Source organism: Lachnoanaerobaculum gingivalis (genome assembly GCF_003862475.1).
GTDB classification, from domain to species: Bacteria; Bacillota; Clostridia; order Lachnospirales; family Lachnospiraceae; genus Lachnoanaerobaculum; species Lachnoanaerobaculum gingivalis.
This window is the reverse complement of the sequence record NZ_RRCO01000002.1, coordinates 542,514-562,500: the sequence shown is the minus strand read 5'-3', so window position 1 is coordinate 562,500 and position 19,987 is coordinate 542,514. Positions and strand designations below refer to the sequence as shown.

At 38.6% G+C, this 19,987-nt stretch carries 10 protein-coding genes, 4 tRNA genes and 3 rRNA genes (1 of these 17 running past the window's edge); all 17 read left to right on the top strand.

Annotated features, from left to right (window positions below; genetic code table 11):
* A 16S ribosomal RNA gene (locus tag EHV10_RS06895) occupies window positions 1–522 on the top strand (it extends 1,119 nt beyond the left edge of the window).
* Window positions 523–596: 74 nt separating this feature from the next.
* Window positions 597–714 (top strand): 5S ribosomal RNA (rrf, locus tag EHV10_RS06890).
* 3 nt (window positions 715–717) lie between these two features.
* Window positions 718–790 (top strand) — tRNA-Ala (locus EHV10_RS06885).
* Between the two features lie 201 nt (window positions 791–991).
* Window positions 992–3,880 (top strand): 23S ribosomal RNA (locus tag EHV10_RS06880).
* Together the 16S, 23S and 5S rRNA genes with 4 tRNA genes alongside form the textbook arrangement of a ribosomal RNA operon.
* A 152-nt stretch (window positions 3,881–4,032) precedes the next feature.
* Window positions 4,033–4,105 (top strand) — tRNA-Asn (locus EHV10_RS06875).
* A gap of 21 nt (window positions 4,106–4,126) precedes the next feature.
* Window positions 4,127–4,197 (top strand) — tRNA-Cys (locus EHV10_RS06870).
* Window positions 4,198–4,219: 22 nt separating this feature from the next.
* Window positions 4,220–4,303: transfer RNA gene (locus EHV10_RS06865), tRNA-Leu, on the top strand.
* Between the two features lie 174 nt (window positions 4,304–4,477).
* Complete coding sequence (locus tag EHV10_RS06860; RefSeq protein WP_128673998.1) at window positions 4,478–6,523, top strand: C40 family peptidase; 2,046 nt, start codon at window positions 4,478–4,480, stop codon at window positions 6,521–6,523.
* 127 nt (window positions 6,524–6,650) lie between these two features.
* A complete protein-coding gene (locus EHV10_RS06855) occupies window positions 6,651–8,279 on the top strand; it encodes an ABC transporter substrate-binding protein (RefSeq protein ID WP_128673997.1) in 1,629 nt (542 codons plus the stop codon).
* 87 nt (window positions 8,280–8,366) lie between these two features.
* Window positions 8,367–9,290 (top strand): ABC transporter permease, encoded by a 924-nt coding sequence (locus EHV10_RS06850; RefSeq protein WP_128673996.1) that lies wholly within the window; start codon window positions 8,367–8,369, stop codon window positions 9,288–9,290.
* A 5-nt stretch (window positions 9,291–9,295) separates the two neighbouring features.
* A complete protein-coding gene (locus EHV10_RS06845; protein WP_243116087.1) occupies window positions 9,296–10,213 on the top strand; it encodes an ABC transporter permease in 918 nt (305 codons plus the stop codon).
* 1 nt (window position 10,214) lies between these two features.
* Window positions 10,215–11,222 carry an ABC transporter ATP-binding protein gene (locus tag EHV10_RS06840; RefSeq protein ID WP_128673995.1) on the top strand — a complete coding sequence of 336 codons (1,008 nt, stop codon included), beginning with the start codon at window positions 10,215–10,217 and terminating at the stop codon, window positions 11,220–11,222.
* Window positions 11,185–12,135 carry an ABC transporter ATP-binding protein gene (locus EHV10_RS06835; RefSeq protein WP_128673994.1) on the top strand — a complete coding sequence of 317 codons (951 nt, stop codon included), beginning with the start codon at window positions 11,185–11,187 and terminating at the stop codon, window positions 12,133–12,135. Before EHV10_RS06840 ends, EHV10_RS06835 begins: the two co-directional genes overlap by 38 nt.
* 18 nt (window positions 12,136–12,153) lie before the next feature.
* Window positions 12,154–13,038: a YitT family protein gene (locus EHV10_RS06830; RefSeq protein ID WP_128673993.1), complete on the top strand. Its 885-nt coding sequence runs from the start codon at window positions 12,154–12,156 to the stop codon at window positions 13,036–13,038.
* 83 nt (window positions 13,039–13,121) lie between these two features.
* Window positions 13,122–13,484 (top strand): SMI1/KNR4 family protein, encoded by a 363-nt coding sequence (locus EHV10_RS06825; RefSeq protein ID WP_128673992.1) that lies wholly within the window; start codon window positions 13,122–13,124, stop codon window positions 13,482–13,484.
* Window positions 13,485–13,613: 129 nt separating this feature from the next.
* Window positions 13,614–19,316 carry an RHS repeat-associated core domain-containing protein gene (locus EHV10_RS06820; protein WP_128673991.1) on the top strand — a complete coding sequence of 1,901 codons (5,703 nt, stop codon included), beginning with the start codon at window positions 13,614–13,616 and terminating at the stop codon, window positions 19,314–19,316.
* On the top strand, window positions 19,316–19,801 hold the full coding sequence (locus EHV10_RS06815; protein ID WP_128673990.1) for a hypothetical protein: 486 nt from the start codon (window positions 19,316–19,318) through the stop codon (window positions 19,799–19,801). Before EHV10_RS06820 ends, EHV10_RS06815 begins: the two co-directional genes overlap by 1 nt.
* Window positions 19,802–19,987 lie beyond the last annotated feature (186 nt).

Sequence of the window (19,987 nt, the reverse complement as noted above, 5' to 3'; positions counted from 1 at the left end):
CAGCAGTAAGATGGGCACTCTGACGAGACAGCCGGAGATAATCCGGAGGAAGGTGGGGATGACGTCAAATCATCATGCCCTTTATGATTTGGGCTACACACGTGCTACAATGGCGTAAACAAAGTGAAGCAAAGCCGCGAGGTCAAGCAAATCACAAAAATAACGTCTCAGTTCGGATTGTAGTCTGCAACTCGACTATATGAAGCTGGAATCGCTAGTAATCGCAGATCAGAATGCTGCGGTGAATACGTTCCCGGGTCTTGTACACACCGCCCGTCACACCATGGGAGTCATCAATGCCCGAAGTCAGTGACCTAACCCACACTGGTAAACATAAAGCTGGGATAAGAATACGAGGGAATAAGCCGTAAGGCTTATGAGTGAGTATTCTTATATGATATAAAGAATAGCAGTAGTTATGTTTAGCAGTGTGGGAAGGAGCTGCCGAAGGCAGGGAGGATAACTGGGGTGAAGTCGTAACAAGGTAGCCGTATCGGAAGGTGCGGCTGGATCACCTCCTTTCTAAGGATAAAAGTAGGGGTTGTGAGTACTGTTTAGTTTTACATTATCAAGGGTAAAACTAAAAACATAACATTATTGGTGTCGATGCGTCTAGGGGACACACCCGTTCCCATTCCGAACACGATGGTTAAGACCTAGTCGGCCGATGGTACTATACTGGAGACGGTATGGGAGAGTAGGTGGATGCCAATTTATGGGGGTGTAGCTCAGTTGGGAGAGCACCTGCCTTGCAAGCAGGGGGTCAAGAGTTCGAATCTCTCCATCTCCACTGTTAAAGCAAATGCTTTAACTACAAATGTACCTTGAAAACTGCATACCAAACGAGAAATTATATAAATATTTTATAATTAGACATCCGAGGTATCAATTACATAATGTAGTTGATATTTAATAACAAAAATAAATTTTTAAACATAGTGTATGATACACGCTAGTGTCATACAAAACACTAAATCTAAATGATTTAAGAGGTTAAACATAAAGAGCGTAGGGTGGATGCCTAGGCACTGACAGCCGAAGAAAGACGTGACAAGCTGCGAAAAGCTGCGGGGAGAAGCACATATTCAGTGATCCGCAGATGTCTGAATGGGGAAACCCACTTGGAAGAACTCCAAGTATCTGTACGCCAATACATAACGTACAGAGGGGAACCCGGTGAACTGAAACATCTAAGTAGCCGGAGGAAAAGAAAACAACAGTGATTGCGAAAGTAGCGGCGAGCGAAATCGTAAGAGCCCAAACCGTGGTGCGTGCACTGCGGGGTAGAGGACTGCAACACGAGTAAGATATATTACCTGAACCGTTTTGGAAAAGCGGGCCAAAGAGCGTGAGAGCCGTGTAAGGGAAAATATATTGAATCCAGCAGTATCCGGAGTACCACGAGACACGAGAAACCTTGTGGGAAGCAGGGGGGACCACCCCCCAAGGCTAAATACTAGTCAGTGACCGATAGCGTATAGTACTGTGAAGGAAAGGTGAAAAGAACCCCGGGAGGGGAGTGAAAAAGAACCTGAAACCCTATGTTTACAAACTGTGGAACACCGAAAGGTGAACCGCGTACTTTTTGTAGAACGGTCCGGCGAGTTACATGTACAGGCGAGGTTAAGTATTAAAGATACGGAGCCGAAGGGAAACCAAGTCTTAATAGGGCGAGTTTAGTCAGTATGTGTAGACCCGAAACCGGGTGATCTATCCATGTCCAGGTTGAAGTTCGCGTAAAAGTGAATGGAGGACCGAACGCACATCCGTTGAAAAGGGTGGCGATGAGGTGTGGATAGGGGAGAAATTCCAATCGAACCCGGAGATAGCTGGTTCTCCTCGAAATAGTTTTAGGACTAGCCTCGTTATTAGTCTACCGGAGGTAGAGCACTGAATTTTTGCGGGGGCGTCAAAGCCTACCAAGAGATATCAAACTCCGAATGCCGGCTAGATGATTGACGGGAGTCAGACTACACGAGATAAGTTGGGTAGTCAAAAGGGAAAGAGCCCAGACCTACGGCTAAGGTCCCAAAGTGTGTGTTAAGTGGAAAAGGATGTGGGATTTCGAAGACAGCTAGGATGTTGGCTTAGAAGCAGCCATACATTAAAAGAGTGCGTAACAGCTCACTAGTCGAGAGGTCCTGCGCCGAAAATGTCCGGGGCTAAACACAACACCGAAGCCTAGGAATGTATATTATACATTGGTAGAGGAGCATTCTTAGATGCGTAGAAGCCATACCGGAAGGAGTGGTGGAGTAATAAGAAGAGAGAATGCCGGAATGAGTAGCGAGAAAGAGGTGAGAATCCTCTTGGCCGAATATCTAAGGTTTCCTGAGTAAAGCTGATCTACTCAGGGTAAGTCGGGGCCTAAGGCAAGGTCGAAAGACGTAGTCGATGGATAACAGGTACAGATTCCTGTACTACATATAATCAGAACTGTGGGGACACGGAGACTAAAAACCGAACCCGGGAGGACAAAAACCGGGGCAAGCGAAGTACCTGTATGGGAGGAAAAACCACCATGCAAGGGGAAAACGTGATGCGTACCGAAGTTTAGTAGGGAAGTCGGTTAGGGAGCCGTCAAGAAAAGCCGCTATTGTGTTATATGTACCCGTACCGCAAACCGACACAGGTAGATGAGGAGAGAATCCTAAGGCCGGCGGGAGAAGCATTGTTAAGGAACTCGGCAAAATGACCCCGTAACTTCGGGAGAAGGGGTGCCACTAGAAATAGTGGTCGCAGAAAAAAGGCTCAAGCAACTGTTTAGCAAAAACACAGGTCTATGCGAAACCGCAAGGTGAAGTATATGGGCTGACGCCTGCCCGGTGCCGGAAGGTTAAGAGGAGAAGTCAGGAAACGAAGCTTTGAATTGAAGCCCCGGTAAACGGCGGCCGTAACTATAACGGTCCTAAGGTAGCGAAATTCCTTGTCGGGTAAGTTCCGACCCGCACGAAAGGCGTAATGATTTGAGCGCTGTCTCAACAATGCACCCGGTGAAATTGAAGTACCAGTGAAGATGCTGGTTACCCGCGCCAGGACGGAAAGACCCCATGGAGCTTTACTCCAGTTTGGTACTGGGATTCGGTAATACTCGTACAGGATAGGTGGGAGACGTAGAAGCATGGACGCCAGTTTATGCAGAGTCGCCGTTGGGATACCACCCCTGTATTGCTGGATTTCTAACCTGCGGCCGTAATCCGGCCGGGGGACAATGCCAGACGGGGAGTTTGACTGGGGCGGTCGCCTCCGAAAGAGTATCGGAGGCGCTCGAAGGTTCCCTCAGAATGGTCGGAAACCATTCAAAGAGTGCAAAGGCAGAAGGGAGCTTGACTGCGACACCGACGGGTGGAGCAGGTACGAAAGTAGGACTTAGTGATCCGGTGGCATAAAGTGGGATTGCCATCGCTCAACGGATAAAAGCTACCCTGGGGATAACAGGCTTATCACTCCCAAGAGTTCACATCGACGGAGTGGTTTGGCACCTCGATGTCGGCTCATCGCATCCTGGGGCTGTAGCAGGTCCCAAGGGTTGGGCTGTTCGCCCATTAAAGCGGTACGCGAGCTGGGTTCAGAACGTCGTGAGACAGTTCGGTCCCTATCCGGCGTGGGCGTAAGATATTTGAGAGGAGCCGTCCTTAGTACGAGAGGACCGGGACGGACTGACCGCTGGTGTACCTGTTGGAGAGTAACTCCATGGCAGGGTAGCTATGTCGGGACGGGATAAACGCTGAAGGCATCTAAGCGTGAAGCCCCCCTCAAGATGGGATATCTCATGTGAAAACAGTAAGACCCCTTGAAGACTACGAGGTAGATAGGGCCAAGATGTAAGTACAGTAATGTATTAAGTTGATGGTTACTAATAGGTCGAGGGTTTAACCAAAAGATAGGAAAATTTATGTATATAATCGGAATTTGGTAGGCAGTTTTGAAGGTGCATTTTCTTCTTAACGAAAACAAACGAAGTGCAGTTTGAGTTTTAGAAGAAAAGTACTTGCATAATCAGTGATTATCTGATATAATACACGAGTATTTGCCCTGATAGCTCAGTAGGTAGAGCATGCGGCTGTTAACCGCAGTGTCACAGGTTCGAGCCCTGTTCGGGGCGCTTGTTTAGGCAACTAGACACGGCGACATAGCCAAGCGGTAAGGCGTGGGTCTGCAACACCCTGATCACCAGTTCAAATCTGGTTGTCGCCTTGATTAGAAAATCTAATCCTATGCGGGAATGCTGGAATTGGCAGACAGGCAAGACTAAGGATCTTGTGTCTGTATAGACGTGAGGGTTCAAGTCCCTTTTCCCGCACTTAAAGAACAACTACGGTTGTTCTTTTTTTGTAACACTTTTTTAACAGATTTATAACGATAAACGTAATCAAAAGTTTAAAATATTGTAATAAATATACTAGTGTAAAGTAATTGTTCAATCTTACAAATTTTGGTATAATTTAAACACTCTAAAATAAAGCAAGGAGTGCTCATGAAAAGGAAAATTCTAACATTGGCATCCGCTCTAACCCTTGTTTCATTATGTAGTTTCAACGCCTATGCAGATATGGATTTGGAGACAAGTAATGCAGTCTCCGGTATGGCCGTAGCCTTAAACAATTATAAGGCAAGCTCTATATCTCCACAGACGGCTCTTGGTGAGTCATTAAAAGAAGCAACCACCAATACTATAGAGATAACGGGAGCTGACGATGCACGAACAAAACTTGTAAATGATACGGTAAAATATGAAGCGCCGTCAATACAAGACAAACTCAAAGAGGATATCATAAAAGATGATATCGTTGTAGCCAATCGAAAAAAAGACACGGTTGTTCATTCAAGCGCAAAAGAGACCGGTGAGGCTGTAGGAAGTATTTCATACAGTTCGGTTGCGACAGTTGTAGGAACTGAGGTGAATGAAAGCGGAGAGTGGTTAAAAATCAACTCCGGAAGTGTTGAAGGTTATGTAAAGGCTTCAGAAGTGGCTACAGGAGAAAAAGCCAAAAAATTGGCGAAAGATGCAATCGTCACATATGCAACTGTTGTAGACATTGATAATGTAAGACTTAGAACAACACCTAATATAACTTCAAATACCCTCACTATGCTTGGAGGCGGAGAGAAGTTTGTAGTCGTAGGACAGGATAACAACTTTGTAAAGGTTCAGGTAGATGACGATCTTACAGGGTATGTTTATAAGGACTTTATAAAGACGGACATATCTTATAAAACAGCCAAGACCACACAAGAGAGTACTATTGAGGCTCTTGAAAAGGCTAAGCTTGAAACGGAAGCTAAAGAGGCTATGGATATTTATCAAAATCTGGTAGATGCGGACGGCGATAAAACTGTAGCGGCAAATAAAGACACAGTAGTTGCAGATACTACAAAAGCCAAAGAGACAAAGAAGTCTACAGAGGCGACCGAGAAGACAACTTCAGAAAAAACAGGCACTGAACCTAAGACCATAAAATCTCCGGCAGCCGAAAAAAGAGAAACACCTGCAAGTAAAGAGGTGAATATCAATGTTCCGGATACAATAAAAGGAACAACAAAGGCTAATGAAGAAAAATCGGAGGCTCCAAAAGAGACGACAAAACAGCCTGAAACAACGCTAAAGCCTACATCAAAGCCTACGGAAGATGCCACAAAGCAGTCAACTAAGGCGGAAACAAATGCTGATACGGTTGAAGCTACAAAAAATTCCGAGGAGAAAAAAGTTTCGGAAACTATAAAGGCGATAGAAGATACTAAAAAAGAAACGGAATCGTCTAAAGTCACCATAGAAACTGTTAAAGAGCCTGAGGCAACAAGTATTCCGGAAACAACCAAGCAAACTGAAACGGTTCAGGAAAAGATAGATGCCGTACAGGCACCGGGAACTATCAGTGCTGTAGAAGATACAACAAAGCAGACTGAGGCTACAACGGTAGCTGAGGCGCCACAGACTAAGCCTGCAGAATCCAAGGTTGAAATCACTACGCAAGCTACAACTGCGGCAGGATATGGACCGGGTGGAAATACTGAAAAGCCTAAGGAAACAGAGACCAAGGCAAAGACGGTTCAGAAAGAAAGCTCAGTCGTAACAGGTGAGAACGGTGGACCGGGAGTAAGTAAATCAAAGGCTACCACAACCGCTACAACGGAAAGCACAAAGGCGGCAGTCAAGGAAAATGCTTCAAGATCCGCAATAGTTGCTTATGCTAAGCAGTATGTGGGAAATCCATATGTTTATGGCGGTACATCTTTGACAAACGGTGCAGACTGCTCAGGATTTGTTATGAGAGTTTATGAACAATTCGGAATCAGTACCGGAAGAAATACAAGACAGCAGGCTAATAACGGAAGAGAAATAAGTTTATCCGAAGTTCAGCCGGGAGATCTGCTCTTTTACGGAAGCGGCGGAGAGATAAGCCATGTAGGTATATATATGGGCGACGGAAAGATAGTTCATGCTGCAAATAAGAATCTTGGAATTACAATAGGAAGAAGTGATTACAGAACTCCTATAAAAGCGGTTACATTCCTAAGATAGATTTTATAAAAAAGTTGGGTTGCGATTATTTTGCCCGACTTTTTTATATATTGGATGTAAAAATTATTTGGCATTGATTATAAAAAGTATTATAATGTCATGTAGTAATAAGAAACGGGAGAGGAAAATGAAAAAAAGATTTATATTGTTAGGTGCTGTTTTAGCATTAACTCTAAGTGCATGCGTTTCTAAGAAAACGGAAACAGGCTCCTCACAGGAGAGCAAAGCAACAACAAATATTGATACTACAGGATTTCTTGTAACTTCAATTAATGCGGATATTCAGACTGCAGATCCGCATAAGACATCAAAGGATTATATGGTACCTTTAAATATCTTTGACAGATTGGTAGAAGCAAAGATAAAGAGCGACGGTTCAAGTGAGCTTGTACCTTCATTGGCAAAGAGTTGGGACATATCTGAGGACGGAAAAGTTTACACTTTGCATTTACAGGAAGGTGTAAAATATTCAAACGGTGCCGATTTTAAAGCTGACGATGTGGTGTATTCACTAACAAGAATTCTGGGAGTTACAGGTGCTGTAAACGGTGACTTTGTAAGCCAGATTGAAGGTGCTGATAAAGTTATGGACGGAAGCAGTAAAGAACTTACAGGTGTAAAAGCTTTGGACGATTATACTGTAGAAATCACTTTATCTGAGCCTTATTCGGGATTTTTAGCTTGCCTGTCATCATCACCTGTATGTATGCTTGATAAGGAGACTACAGAGGCTGCAGGCGACAAGTTCGGTATCGATCCTTCAGTAACTGTAGGAACAGGCGCATTCAAGATGGCGGAGTGGACAGTGAATGATTCTATTGTACTTACAAAGAATGACATATATTGGGGTGGAGATGTATCTCTTCCCGGCGTCCTTATAAGAGTTATACCTGATTCCGAAACAAGGAATATGATGTTCAAGAACGGTGAGCTTGATATACTTGATTTTGATTACATGCTTGACTATATTGATACATATAAGAAAGAGATGCCTGATGTACTTTACCATACTCCAAGAGTAGGTATTACATACTTTACATTCAATGAGAATACTGAGCCTTTAAACAATGTAAATGTGAGAAAAGCAATTTCTATGGCAATCAATCGTCAGGAAATCATTGATTCATTACTTGGCGGTGTAGCAACAATTGAAAACGGTATTTTCCCAAGAGGACTTATAGGATATAATTCTTCATTACCTGAACTTAAGTATGATCCGGACGGAGCGAAAGCTTTACTTGCAGAGGCAGGTTATCCGAACGGATTTGATATGGAGATTTCAGTTGATTCATCATCATCAGATACTACAAAGACTATACTTGAAGTAATATCATCACAGCTAAGTGAAGTCGGTATAAATGCAGAGATAAAGAATTATGACGAGTCTACATGGCTTGCAACAAGAAAAGACGGAACACTCGGCTCATTTATGTCAACATGGACTGCAGATTACAATGACCCTGACAACTTTATTTACACATTCTTCGGAAATGAGAATAATACAAAGCAAAGATCATTGAATTATCCTGACAAGGCTGTAATGGACAGAGTAAGTGCGGCAAGAACTATAGTAAACAATGAGGAGAGATTATCAGAGTATAATGATCTTGAAAAGAAAATTGTTACAGAGGATTTTGCATGGTTACCTATGTTCTCAAAAGAACACTATTATGGTGTAAGCAAGAATATCGAGGGATTTGAGCCTAACTGGGCAGGAATTTCAGATATGAGATTTGTAGGCTTTTCAAAAAAATAGCTATAGCGCTTAAAATAGATAATTGGTATAATGGAGCGAGATATCGCTCCATTTTTAATTTTATGACGGAGCTTTTTGGAGGCAGTTTTGTTGAAAAATATATTAAAAAGAATTTTGATTTCCATACCTGTTTTGATAGGCGTGGTTTTGATAATATTTATAATGTTAAGAGTAGTACCGGGAGACCCTGTAACCACAATGCTTGGTGAACATGTAAATCAGGTTGTAATAGATAAGATAAGTAAAGAGATGGGACTTGATAAACCGCTGTATATGCAATTCTTTACATATATTTCACATGCTGTAAGAGGAGATTTCGGGACAAGCTACAGACTGAACAGGAATGTTACAGGTATAATACTTGATGCATTTCCGAATACGGTAAGACTTGCAGTATGTGCAGCAATAGTTTCATGGATAGTCGGCATTTTAAGCGGAATATTTGCGGCAGTAAATAAAAATAATATTTTAGACAGGTTGTTTATGGGCACTGCACTTCTTGGTGTATCTATGCCTGTATTTATGATAGCGCTGGTATTGCAATATCTTTTTGCCTACAAGCTGAAAATATTTCCTGTATCGGGATATGAGACAGCGGCTTCAATGGTATTACCTTCTATAGTGCTTGGATGGAATTCCGCCGGAAGTATCGCAAGAATGACAAGATCAAATATTTTGGAAGTAATGCAGGAGGACTATATCAGAACTGCCAGAGCCAAGGGACTTTTGGAATTTGCGGTTATGAAATCACATGCTTTAAAGAATGCCATGCTTCCTGTTGTTACAATGATGGCACTCCAGATATCATCAATGCTTTCAGGTGCGGTTATTACCGAGAATATTTTCGGTATACCGGGAATAGGCAGACTTGCAGTAAATGCAATAGAGACCAGAGATATGCCACTTTTACAGGGAACGGTTATATTTACTACGATACTGGTTATATTAGGAAATTTGATAGCGGATTCATTGTACTCTATTCTAGATCCGAGAATTAGAAAGGAGATATAGAAAGAGTGGTGAAGAAAAACGATAATATGAGTAAAAATATTGATAGAAAGTCAGTTGCTGACACGGAAATTCTAATGGAAGAGCGCTTTATTGAAAAGCTGAACACTGTAATTAAACAAAACAAGTTGGCATTCTTTTCTCTTATAGTTATTTTTATAATTATACTTTGCGCCATATTCGCAAATGTGATATGCGCATACGGACCTAATGCGCAGAGTTTAAAGGACAGACTTTTGGCACCTTCATTTGCACATCCTCTCGGTACAGATGAACTTGGAAGAGATACATTGACGAGAGTTATTTACGGAGCAAGAATATCACTTACCATAGGACTTTTACCGACATTTATTTCAATGACAATAGGTACAATACTTGGACTTATTGCAGGTTACTTCGGCGGAAAGATAGATTTTGCGATAATGAGACTTGCAGATATAATGCTGGCATTTCCGTCACTTTTACTTGCGATGGTTGTAATGTATACAATGGGCGGGGGACTTATAAATATATTTATAGCATTATCTTTGGTAAACTGGGCATCCACATCCAGAGTAATACGTTCAGAAACATTGTCACTTTCAAAAAAAGAATATGTTGAGGCTGCAAAAAGCATGGGTGTAAGTAATGCAATAATTATTTTCAGACATATATTACCGAACTGTATACCTACATTGGTGGTATTATTTACCTTAAGTATACCTTCAGCCATACTTTCGGAGAGTTCTTTAAGCTTCCTTGGCGTGGGTGCACAGCCACCTACAGCAAGCTGGGGACTTATGGTCGTGAGTGCAAAAAAATATCTGTTTACACAGCCTGTACTTGTATTGGCACCGGCTATGGCTATAATGATTGTAGTTTTAGCATTCAATTTTTTAGGTGATGGACTAAGAGATATATTAGATCCATATCTTAAGGAGCAGTAATATGGACAATATTTTGACTATAAGAGATTTAAAAGTTGCTTTTCAAGTAAAGGGTAAGCTTGCCTATGCACTTGACGGCATAAATATAGATATACCTAAAGGCAAGATAGTTGGAATAGTAGGTGAAAGCGGATGCGGAAAGTCTATGACTGCCATGAGCATTATGGGACTTATAAAAAATCCCGGAAAAATAGTAGGAGGAAGTATAGACTTTTGCAGCACTGAACTTACAAAAATAAGTGTTAGAGATTATGCAAAAATCAGAGGAAAGGATATTTCCATGATCTTTCAGGAGCCGATGACATCGCTTAATCCTGTTGTAAAAGTGGGAAAGCAGGTAATGGAAGCCATTATTTTGCATGAAAAGATTTCAAAAGAAGAAGCAAAGATGCGTGTCATTGAAATATTTAATGAGGTCGGAATTCCGGAAGCGGAAAAAAGATTTAACTCATACCCTCATGAACTTTCAGGCGGTCTAAGGCAGAGAGTAATGATAGGTATGGCAATGATATGTAAACCTAAACTTTTAATTGCCGATGAGCCTACGACAGCTTTGGATGTTACCATAGAAGCACAGATTTTAAAGCTGATGAAAAAACTGTGTGAATCTGTCGGAACATCAATTATAATGATCACCCACAATATGGGAGTTGTTGCCGAAATATGTGACTATGTATATGTAATGTATGCAGGCAGAGTGGTGGAGTCAACTCTGACAAAAACGCTTTTTAATGAGACTGCACATCCATATACAAACGGACTTTTAAAGTCAATTCCCACTATCGGAAAAAAGCAGGACAGATTGTATACTATAAAGGGAAATGTACCGAATATCTTAAATTTGCCGGAGGGATGCAGATTTGTAGACAGATGTGATTATGCACAGGATATCTGTTTTTCTTCAAGACCGGCAGACGAGTACATAAAGGATAATCATATGGTTTCATGTTTCCTATATAAAAGGATAGAAGATGAAAAATGTAGTATTAAGTTTAAAAAACATAGTTAAGGAATTTCCTACATCAAAGAAAAATAAAAAAGTACATGCAATAAGTAATGTCAGTCTTGATATATATGAGAATGAGACCTTGGCTTTGGTTGGCGAGAGTGGATGTGGAAAATCAACTCTCGGTAAATGTGCTATAGGACTTATAAGTCCAAACAGCGGTAAGAGTATATTTCTTAATGAAAATATTTATGAAAAAAAGGGCGAAGAATTAAAACAGATTAAGAAAAATCTTCAAATAATTTTTCAAGATCCGTATGCTTCTTTAAACCCAAGAATGACTGTAGGCGAGATTATTGCAGAGCCTATTATCACACATAATAAGGGAATGAAAAAAGAAGATATAAAGTTAAAAGTCCTTGATTTAATGGAAGATGTAGGTATCAGAAAGGAATACTATAACAGATATCCGCATCAGTTTTCAGGAGGCCAGAGACAAAGGATCGGAATTGCCAGAGCAATAGCCCTAAATCCTAAGCTTATAGTATGTGACGAGCCTGTATCTGCGTTGGATGTATCAATACAGTCACAGGTTTTAAACTTACTTAAGGATTTACAGGAGAAGAGAAAAGCATCGTATCTATTTATATCACATGATTTATCCGTGGTAAATTTTATTGCCGACAGGGTTTGTGTAATGTTTTTGGGTAAAATATGTGAAATCGGGAATACTGATGATATTTTTGAAAATCCTCTACATCCATATACAAAGCTTTTACTTGATGCCATTCCAAGTATTGAAAATGCAGGAAGGCAAAAGGAAATGCTTAAGGGGGAAATACCAAGTCCTATAGATGTTCCAAGCGGTTGCAGATTTCATACCAGATGCCCGTATTGCATGGAAGTTTGCAGAACGGATGAGCCTGTTTTGAGCGAAAAAAACGGCAGAAGTGTAGCCTGTCATAGGGTAAAATAAGTTTTGTGAGATAGTTTAATGGAAGAAAGTATAAAAAACAATAAAAATAACATTATAAAAAATGATATAAAAAGATTTGTCGTTATATCTTTAGCGGCTATTTTGATGGCCGTTAATATCAAGACCTTTGTAAGAACCGGAGATTTATTCCCGGGAGGTGCGACAGGTATTACTTTGCTTATTACCAGATCTGCACGAATATTTTTTAATGTGCAATTGCCATATACACTGGTAAATATTATATTAAATGCGATACCTGTATATATAGGTTTCAGATTTATAGGAAAGAAATTTACACTTTTTTCCTGCTGGGTTATATTGCTGGCAGGATTTTTGGTAGATATTATTCCGGGATATGTAATAACGGAGGATATATTGCTTATAACAATTTTCGGAGGAATTATAAACGGCCTTGTTATAAGTATTTGTCTTCTTATGAATGCCACTACAGGAGGAACCGACTTTATTTCCATTTACTTATCTGAAAAAAAGGGAATGGATGCATTTAATATCATCCTTGTAGGAAATGCGGTAGTACTTTTGATTGCAGGACTTTTATTCGGCTGGGACAGAGCGCTGTATTCGATTATTTTTCAATACGTTACCACAACTGTTATACATGTATTGTACAGAAAGTACCAACAGATTACACTGTTCATTGTTACAGATCATCCAAATGAAGTCTGTGAGATAATTTCAAAAATCAGCCACCATGGTGCCACAACATGGAAGGGAGAAGGACATTACAATCATTGTGAGAGAACGCTTGTATACTCAATAGTATCAAGTGCCGAGGCTGATAAAGTGGTAAAGGCAATCAAAGAAATAGATAAGGCCGCATTTATAAATCTTATAAAGACACAACAGCTCCTTGGAAGATTTTACAGAAGAAGAGCGGATTAGAAAAAATAGTTATTTAAAAGCGGTCAAATTCTTATAAGTAGAGGAATTTGGCCGCTTTTTGTATTTAAGAAAGAGGTATAGAAATGAAATTGTTAGATGCCGGCAGTATATATAAAGGATTTGAATATCCGAAAGAATTTTTGAAAATTGTACATTTAGGTTTGACGGATTTTGATTTTTGGTATTTGATGGATTATGAGCATGCTGCCTGTAGAATAAAGGGACTGCAAGAAAGATATCCTGAGAGAAAGTTGGTTCCCTTTGCAAGAAGAGATGACAATGATGATATAGTTTGCTTTGATATCGACAAAGGCGGAAGGGTACAAAAAATCCACGATTTTGCAAGTTCAGGATGGGAACAGAGAAAGGATTATGAAAGCTTTTGGGACTGGTTTAGAGAAGCTATAGATGAGATGATAGAAGAAGGGGAATATGATGAAATATGAAGAATTAAGCAAGGAAGTTTGGTTAAATAATATAGTTAAAGTTTAATAGTTATATTAATTGACACTAATGTATTATTTGTGGTATAAAATTGATTAAATAAAAAAAATAGAAAAAGATGGGTGAATAGGATGAAAAACAGAATATTTTGTAAAAGTCTTGTTGCAGGTATTGTTTCTTTCAGCTTAATGCTGGGGCATATTCTGCCGACCTTTGGGGCGGTACAGGATAAGGAATCGGTAAGAAAATACTATTACTATCAAGATGTACTTAGAGATGCGAAGAGCAAAGTATCTAAGGTGGCAAAAAAAGATACAACTCATGAAAAAATACCAAGTGAGTTGGCAGAAGAGTATACCGATGAGTATGGTGCCGTTACTAAGGATACTTATGATGAAGCCGGGAATCTGATTAGGAGAAATGTTAACGGTAAAGATGTTGTACAGTTTTCATATGATAGTGCCGGTAATATAACGAGTATCAAGGACGTACTCGGGTTTGAAACAAAGTATGAGTATGATGAGAGCAATAGGCTTATTGTCAATATAGATGCATTGGGGAATAAGACAAATTATACTTATGATGGTGAAAATCTATCAAAAGTTATATTGCCGGATAATAGTGAAACAAGCTATAAGTATGACTCACAGGGTAGAGTTATTACTCAAACAGAAGCTAACGGTCTTATTACAAATATACAATATGATGAAGCCGGAAATATCATAAGACTTTATGATAATAAGGATTTAGATGAAAACTATACTTATGACAGTGCTAATAATCTACTGACGGAAACAAACAGCTTGGGAGAAAAGACAAGCTATACATATGATTCAGAGGGTAGAGTAACAAAGATAGACTATGCAGATAAAACTTCTGAGAGTTTTTCATATGATGAAGCAGGTAATCTGATAAAAAGTGTAGATATATATGGAGTGGGTACAGAATACACTTATGACACATCAGGTAATCTGATAAAAGAAGCAAGCGGAGAAGATGTCATTGAGTATACATACGATAATGCCGGCAATCTGTTGACTGAAAAAGAAGCTGACGGAAGTAAGAGTGAGTATAAGTATGATGCTAAAGGGAATATAGTAGAAACAAAGGACGCACTGGGTAATATACAAAAGTTTTCATATGACATCAATGACAATCTGATATTGTATGTGGATGGTAAAAATCAGCCGATAGTATATAGATATGATGCACTTGGACAAAATACGGAAATAGTATATCCTGACGGCAGTAGTGAAAAGTATAAGTATGATGCACTTGGAAATATAATTGAATTTATAGATATAGACGGCAGTAAAACAACATACACTTACGATTCACTAAGTAGATTGGTAGAAAAGAAAGATACGTTGGGAAACTATGAAAAATACAGCTATGATACTCTTGGTGATATAACTTCTATTACAGATAATAAAGGTAATGAAAAAAAGTACTCCTATGACTTGTATGGACAGCTTACAGAGGAGAGTGACCAAAGCGGAAAAAGATATACATACACCTATGATAAAATAGGTCAGGTGATTTCAGAAAGCATTGATGGTGAAGATTTCTCATATACTTATGACACTTTTGGAAATACTTTAGAAGAGAAGAGCAGCAGCGGATATAATGCACAGTATAAGTATGATAAACTTGGTCAGCTGATAGAAGAAAATAACAGCACCGGAGAAGCCAACAGCTATAATTACAACAATGTAGGAAACTTAATAAATGAGGTATATAAGAATATAAATACCGGAGCATCTGAAAATATTTCATATACACTTGATAATAAGAGTCAAGTAACAGGTATGAAAACAGATGCGGATGATATCAGGTTATATTATAATGCCAAGGGGCAGATAACACAAAAAGACAGTAAAGCAGGGAGTGAAAAATTCTCATATGATGCTAACGGCAATCTTACAAAAATAACCGGAGGAGGCAAAGAGGATACCAATTTTACATATAGTGTAAGAAATCGTCTGCTTTCTATAAACCCTAATAAGAAACAAGAAAATAATGATATACAAAAAGAGCTTATAGAGACCAAGCTTGGAGATATTTTCTACAAATCTGATGATAATGGAATAGTAGAGTACAGTGACGGAAATTCACATACCACATATTTAAAAAGAGATAGTCAGGGGCGAGTGGTAGAGAGAAAAAATCCAAGTGGTGATGTGGAGTATTATGAATATGGCAACAGTGATACTCCAATCAAGATAGTAAAGGCTGACGGAAAGCAATTAACTTATGAGCTTGACAGTGAGGGCAGAATACTATCTCAAAGTGAAGTGTCAGATGGTGAAAGTAAGAAACTTTTAGAATACCGCTATGATGAGAATGGGAATATATCAGAAGCTACAGGGAATACCGGAACTTCTACCTACAAGTATGATAACAGTGGAAATATTTTAAATTATACAGATATATTCGGAAAGACAATAAATTATACTTATGATGAAAGAGGAAATTTAAGTAAGCTTGAAGTAGCCGGTGAGCCGCCAACTGTATATACATATGACAGTGAAGATAGAATTATATCTGTAATATACGGTGATAATAAAACTGTCAGCTATGAGTATGTGGAAAATACTACAATTACACATCTGCCGGATAACAAGACTATCGTAGAAAAATATAATGATAGCGGTGAATTAGTAGAAAAGACATATACTGATGATGCAGGAAATATCATATATAAGATCTCATTGGAGTATGACGGTGAAGACAGAATATCTAAAAGATATGTTGTGTTGAGTAAGGATAATAAGGAATCTAATACTAAAGAAAGTGCATTAACAGATCAGGATACGCTGACAGCCACAAGTGAGAATGTATTATCAGTGGAGGATACTGTATCAGATAATTCAGGTAATAATACAGATTTTATAAAGTTAGAATACCGATACAGTTATACTGATAATTCACAGCTAAAAAGTGAGAGTATCACAGGTGATATAGGTACAAAAGATATAAGCTATACATATGATAATGCAGGCAATAGAACAAGTGAAACCATAAAAACAGGTGATAAAGAAGAAGTAACTACATTTACATATGATGAAAGCAACAGGCTTATAAAAAAACAATCACCTAAGAAAACTACCATATATTCTTATGATAAAAACGGCAATCGTATATCAGCTACAAGTGATGGAGAGAAGTTTAGCTACACATATGATATCAATGATAACTTGACAGGAATAAAGAAAAATAATGTAACAATATTTGAAGCAATCTATGATGCAATGGGAGAGCGAGTTCTTACCAAAGAACTGAATTCCGACGGTACCTTGGAAAGTAAATACAGATTAAATGATGTAAGCTTTGAAGATACACAGGTGCTATCTGTTTATAATGACAGTTCAAAATCGAATTTAATATACGGAAATGAAAGGACAGTTGAACTTTCAACCGGTACTGAGAGTATATTTATAACAGATGAAAAAGAAAGTGTATTAGGTAGAATCGGAGAAGAAAATGTATTCTATACACCATTTGGAGATAATGAAGATACAAATTTTATTGATACTCAAAAAGCTTTAATAACCGGCTTTGGATTTGATGGAGAATGGAAAGATAGTACAGGATTATATTATCTAAGAGCCAGATATTATGATCCGAATGCAGGGGTGTTCTTATCAGAAGACAGTGTAAGTGGAGATATAGAGTCAGCGATCAGCTTAAACGGGTACAGCTTTGTAGAAAATGACCCTGTCAATTATACCGACCCAAGCGGAAATACAAGAAACAGGGGAAAATCCACAGGCAGAGGTAATGGTGCAAATGGAAAGCAAGTAAGCAAAAAGACAACCACAAGTGCTAAGGGAAAAGCTTCAAATAAATCCAAATCTCCAAAGCTGAAGATGCCGAAAATATCGCCAAAGACAAAAGCACAATCAAAGAGACAGGCTAAACCAAATAATTCAGGCAGAAGATTAGGTAAGCAAAATATAAGACAAAGTACAAACCTGTCAAGAAGCTTTGGAAGAAGAACTGCCAACAGCTATTCTAAAAACCATTCAAAGAATGTTAACGCAAATGCAAGTAGGTCAGGGAGAAATACCGCCAACAGATTTGCATCAAGTATACGACCAAGACCTGTGGTTGCTAAGGGTGTAAATGAAAAGTCAAGAAAAAGTTATAGGAGTAATATAAATATAACGATACCGCCTACAATAATTAACCCTAATGCCGATACAGCAAAGGCTAAAAAGGCTTTTCAAGATATAAACAAGAATAATGATGACTTTGCAAAAAGGGCAAAGAAAGATCCGATACTTTATTTTTATACAGCTTATGGAGCAATAGATTCCTTAAATACAAATACAAAAAACCTTAAAGCACTTGTAGAAGCAGGGGTTATAAAATTACCGAACATAGGTATACACTATGATAATCTAAGGAATATCGTTATAAGGGAGACTACAAAAGCAGGAAATTCTGTATATGCTGCAAAGATACCTATAATATCAAATGGACTAGGAAGATTCCTAGGAGCTACAAATATGCCGAAGAATGCCGGCTTAATGTCTACAATAGGGGCATACTATAGAGGAGTGTATATAAAGGGACTTTTCGGTACTGCAGACGGTATTTATAGTACAGTGGTACATCCTATAAAAACTGTAGAGGGATTAACAGATATAATAGTGAACCCCGGGATGTTAGTGAAAGCTGTAAAAAACTATACAAACGAAAAGATAATTCATGGAAGTAGTGAGGATAGAGCAGAGCTTTTAGGACATGTAGTATTTGAAATAGGCTTGGCTGCAGTTACAAATGGTTTTGCGAAATCCGGACAAGGGGCTAAAAAAGCAATTGGATCATCAAAAGTCGCTGATATAGCAGATGATGTTGGTGATATATCAAATGGATCAAAAATCTCATCAAAAATATCCGGGATTGGAGATGAAATTGCGGGAGGTTCAAATATAAAGCAGCCGTCAAAGATAGTTTATTCATCTAAGGCTGCAGAAATTGGAGAACAAGCAGGTGATATAGCAGGTATTGATAAGAAAGTAAGTCTTATCAAACAACCATCAGAAATAGCTAAGCCAAATAAGGCACCTATAGAATTGCCGGGAAATAATAAGTCGCTGATAGAGATACCTGACTCTAAAAATCCTACGAAGCTTCCTGATATAACAGACCCACCAAAGATGCCTGAACCCCAAAAGCAGGTAGATAAAGCTGATAATATAGCCAAAGAAAAGCCTTTATCTAAAGAAGATGTAAAGCACGAGGATAAGAAGGAAGTACCAAATGCTATAGAAGGTGCTACAGCGGCAGGGAAACCGGGAACTACATTCTTAAGTACGAATGGTAATAAGACAAAGTATGAAAATAATTCAAAAACAGTATTCGAAATTGCTGAACAAAATAGTAAAAATATAAATAATTCTATACAATCAAGGCTATCTAATAAGAAGGAAATCGGAAAAATTCTTGAAGGAAAAGTTGCAGAGTATATAATGAATAATACAAGTGAAACTGTAAAAAAGATAGGCGCAAAAGTAAAGGCACTTTCAGGTAAAAAGCTCGAACCGAAAAAGATAGGAGCAGATATAGGAGACTTGGATATAATGACGGATAACTATCTTATAGAGGTAAAGAGCGATGTACAAAATGTGAGTTTTTCTCAGATGAAGAAGTATTTGGATATAAATAATCCTGAATACATTAATGTAGGGGATAAAAAGGTTATTTTATATATAGACAGTGGACTGGAGGGAGCAAGTGTAAAAGAACTTGAAGAGATAGAAAAGTCAAGAGAGCTTGGGGCTATAATAGTTACAGATTTAGAAGAATTAGGGAGGATATTAAGGTAATGGGAGCATCAGCGTCAATGTTTAGAAAAGGCAAATATGTAACAGAAAAAGACTTGGATATAATAATTGATATATTTACTGAAATGGGATTTTATTCAAGTAATAAAGTGGATATGAGTTCAGGTGAAAGAGTGTGTTTAAGTGTGAGTTTTTTTAATGATGAGTGGGTAAGAAAGTGGGATGAGGACGAACTTGATTCATTAGATGATAATGACCATATTATAATTTACTTCTTTCCTAATTTGGAAATAGAGCTCGGAGAATATATTCCAAGTATGGGAGAAGAAGTACCGTATTATCTTAACTTTGAAGATGTTTCAGGTAGAGGCAGATTATTACTGGAATTTTTGCATAGATATTTTAAATTGTTTCCGGAAGATGTATTTAGGCGAAGTCACTTTTATATAAAGGATGATATAGATAAGTTATATGCGAAGGTACCATGGAATGAGACTTGGATGTATGAGGATCCTAAAACATTCTAAATTATACTATTGATATTTTTTTAAGAGGAGCTGTGAGCTGTTTTATATCTAACAGCTCTTCTTCATTAAAATAATATTAATAGGGAAATAGTTGTAAGAAAGTGGTCACAAATTTCTGTACAAGTTGAAGATAGGCTGGAATAAAATTATTCCGAGGTAATAGGTGTTAGGGAGGATACTAAGATA